The sequence below is a fragment of the Streptomyces phyllanthi genome (genome assembly GCF_009377205.1).
In the GTDB taxonomy this organism is placed as follows: domain Bacteria; phylum Actinomycetota; class Actinomycetes; order Streptomycetales; family Streptomycetaceae; genus Streptomyces; species Streptomyces phyllanthi.
On sequence record NZ_VJZE01000683.1, the window covers coordinates 1 to 3,476 of the forward strand.

General features: G+C 69.9%; 3 protein-coding genes. 2 read left to right on the forward strand and 1 reads right to left on the reverse strand.

Annotation, left to right across the window (positions count from 1 at the left end; translation table 11 throughout):
• Window positions 1–123 precede the first annotated feature (123 nt).
• The gene (locus tag FNH04_RS43350; protein ID WP_322725542.1) at window positions 124–1,398 is read left to right on the forward strand and encodes an ATP-binding protein; all 1,275 of its coding nucleotides are present in this window, start codon (window positions 124–126) and stop codon (window positions 1,396–1,398) included.
• Between the two features lie 41 nt (window positions 1,399–1,439).
• Here FNH04_RS43350 and FNH04_RS43355 read toward each other — a convergent pair whose 3' ends face one another.
• Window positions 1,440–2,009, reverse strand: coding sequence for a GtrA family protein (locus FNH04_RS43355; RefSeq protein ID WP_152791730.1), 570 nt, complete (start codon window positions 2,007–2,009; stop codon window positions 1,440–1,442).
• Between the two features lie 313 nt (window positions 2,010–2,322).
• Between FNH04_RS43355 and FNH04_RS43360 the strand changes: the two genes are divergently transcribed.
• Window positions 2,323–3,462 (forward strand): 5-(carboxyamino)imidazole ribonucleotide synthase, encoded by a 1,140-nt coding sequence (locus tag FNH04_RS43360; RefSeq protein ID WP_322725543.1) that lies wholly within the window; start codon window positions 2,323–2,325, stop codon window positions 3,460–3,462.
• Window positions 3,463–3,476: the final 14 nt, after the last annotated feature.

Here is a 3,476-nt window from a genome sequence, read left to right on the forward strand (position 1 = left end):
CCGGGGGTCGAAGGGGCACAGCCCCTGGGGATGGGACGGGTAGGGGCGGCGGGGGCGAGAAGCACCCCGGCGCGATCCCAGAGCACACTGGCTACCACCAGCACAACCCGCCCGGAGGGCCCCGTGCGTCGCCGTCTCATCCAGTCCACACTCGCCGTGGTCCTCATCGTGATCGCCGTCTTCGGCGTCTCCCTCGTGATCGTCGAGACCCGCACGATCAGCAACAGCGCCCAGGAGCGCGTCGACTCCGAGGCGGTACAGCTGGCCAGCATCGTGGACAGCCGGATCCTGGGTGACGAGCGGATCACCGCCGCCATCCTCAGGGACCAGGTCGCAGACGAGCGGTACGCCCGTATCGAGGTCCCGGGCCAGAAGCCGATCGAGATCGGCGAACGCCCCACCGGCGACGTCATCCAGGCCCAGCGGGAAGGCGAGCAGGGCGAGACGGTCACGGTCCAGGAACCCCGGTCCACCGTGACCCGCGAGGTCGGCCGCACACTGCTGATCATCGCCGCGGTGGCCCTCCTCGCCGTCATCGCGGCCGTCCTCCTCGCCGTACGCCAGGCCAACCGCCTCGCCTCCCCCCTCACCGACCTCGCGGAGACCGCGGAACGCCTCGGCTCCGGAGACCCGCGACCACGTCACAAGCGGTACGGCGTCCCCGAGCTCGACCGCGTCGCGGACGTCCTCGACGGCTCCGCCGAGCGCATCGCACGCATGCTCACGGCCGAGCGCCGCCTGGCCGCCGACGCCTCCCACCAGCTCCGTACTCCGCTGACCGCGCTCTCCATGCGGCTGGAGGAGATCACGCTCACCGACGACCCGGACACGGTGAAGGAGGAGGCGACCATCGCGTTGACGCAGGTCGAGCGGCTGACGGACGTGGTGGAGCGGCTGCTGACCAACTCCCGCGATCCACGCACCGGCTCCGCCGTCTCGTTCGACCTCGACGAGGTGATCAAGCAGCAGCTGGAGGAGTGGCGGTCGGCCTACCGCAGCGCGGGCCGCGCGATCGTCAGCTCGGGCAAGCGGCATCTGACGGCCGTGGCCACACCGGGGGCGGTCGCCCAGGTGCTGGCCGCGCTCATCGAGAACTCGCTCATGCACGGAGGCGGGACCGTCGCGTTGCGTACGCGGGTGACCGGCAACCAGGCAGTGATCGAGGTGACCGACGAGGGACCCGGCGTCCCGGCCGATCTGGGGGCGCGGATCTTCGAGCGGGCGATCAGCGGGCGCAACTCCACCGGGATCGGGCTGGCCGTGGCCCGCGATCTCGCCGAGGCGGACGGAGGGCGCCTGGAGATGCTCCAGCTCCAGCCGCCGGTGTTCGGCCTGTTCCTGTCCCGGACACCCCTCAAGCCGTCGCTCTCCGGGGGAGAGCGACGGACGGTCCGCTAGCCAGTGCCGGGGCACTAGGGCCCTTCTGACGGCTCACCGGCCTACCGGCCGCGGTCCGCCTTGCCGTACGCCGTGCTCCCGGACAGGACGGGCCGGTGGGCGGGCCCACCCTCCAGGAACGATTCGGCACTTGCGACCGCCTCCTTCGCCGGCAGGGTGCGGAACACCCACGTGCGGTAGGACCAGAAGCGGAACAGGGTCGCGATGCCGATGCCGAGGAACTTGAAGACGTTGCTCTGGAGCGGGCTGTCCCAGCCGAAGCCGTAGGTCGCCGTGTACAGGACACCGTTCTCGATGACGAGCCCGACCGCGCTGAAGAGGAGGAAGAGCGTCAGCTCCTTCGTACGGCCGCTCTTGTCACGGTCGCGGTACGTGAAGTACCGGAAGCCGACATAGTTGAACGCGATCGCGACGACCGTGGCGATGACGCTGGCCCGCACCACCTGGAGGTCGGTGACGTGCCGTACCAGGTTGAACACGCCGAGGTTGACGAGCAGCCCCGCTCCGCCCACCGCGCCGAACTTGGCGATCTCGCGCACGAGCTGCTCGATCTGTCGGCGTACGGCCCCGCGGGCGGGCCTCGTATGCGGTCCCGGTGTCGTACTGCCCATCGTGTGACGGCCCCCGTAGGTCGGATGCTCCGGCCGGAATCGGGTCGCTCCGGTCGGAATCACGGTCTGCTTCGGTCAGTGATCACGGTCTTCTCGGCCGGCAACCCGGTCATCGGTCCGTCGGCGGACCTCAACGGTCCTCAACGGTCCTCGAACAGTTGTCCGTCCGTTGTCGGCCATCGCTCGAATGCGCCGACTCGGTCATGCTAACCAGCGGCCCTTGGGTATGCCTGTGGACGGGCTGACAGGTTTCGTCAAGGCCGTGGAAACCGGCCGCGGCAGGGCCGCTCACGATGGCCGATACTCTGGGGGGGTGACATTCCCGGTAGTCGGCATGGTCGGTGGGGGTCAGCTCGCTCGTATGACACACGAGGCGGGCATCCCGCTGGGCATCAGGTTCAAGCTCCTCAGTGACACCCCTCAGGATTCCGCGGCCCAGGTCGTGAGCGATGTCGTCATCGGCGACTATCGCGATCTGGACACGCTGCGCGCGTTCGCACGTGGCTGTGACGTGATCACCTTCGATCACGAGCACGTCCCCACCGAACACCTGCGCGCCCTGGAAGCGGACGGCATCCCCGTGCGCCCCGGTCCGGACGCACTCGTGCACGCCCAGGACAAGGGCGTGATGCGGGCCAGGCTGGACGCCATCGGCGTGCCGTGCCCCCGGCACCGGATCGTCAGCGATCCGGCCGACGTCGTGGCGTTCGCCGCGGAAGGGGACGGCTTCCCGGTCGTCCTCAAGACCGTCCGCGGCGGCTACGACGGCAAGGGCGTATGGGTCGTACGGTCCGCCGAGGAAGCCGCCGACCCCTTCCGCGCGGGCGTTCCCGTGCTCGCCGAGGAGAAGGTCGACTTCGTGCGCGAGCTCGCCGCGAACGTCGTACGGTCGCCGCACGGCCAGGCCGTCGCGTACCCGGTGGTGGAGTCCCGGCAGGTCGACGGGGTGTGCGACACCGTGATCGCCCCCGCCCCGGACCTCGACGAGCGACTCGCCCTGTACGCCGGGGAACTGGCGCTGCGCATCGCCAAGGAGCTCGGCGTGGTCGGCCACCTGGCCGTGGAGCTGTTCCAGACCCGCGACGGCCGTGTCCTCGTCAACGAGCTGGCCATGCGCCCGCACAACTCCGGCCACTGGACCCAGGACGGCGCGATCACCTCCCAGTTCGCCAACCACGTACGGGCCGTTCTGGACCTCCCGCTGGGCGACCCGCGCCCGCGCGCCCCGTGGACCGTGATGGTGAACGTGCTGGGCGGTGACTTCCCCGACATGTACTCCGCGTACCTGCACTGCATGGCACGCGACCCCCAGCTCAAGATCCACATGTACGGCAAGGACGTGAAGCCCGGCCGCAAGGTCGGCCATGTCAACACCTACGGCGACGACCTCGACGAGGTGCTGGAGCGCGCTCGTCACGCAGCCGGCTATCTGAGAGGGACGATCACCGAATGAGCCCCGCCCACCCG

Bases quoted from the DNA above. Each gene is read 5' to 3' on its own strand.
- FNH04_RS43355 (WP_152791730.1), bottom strand. From the start codon at position 2,009: ATGGGCAGTACGACACCGGGACCGCATACGAGGCCCGCCCGCGGGGCC.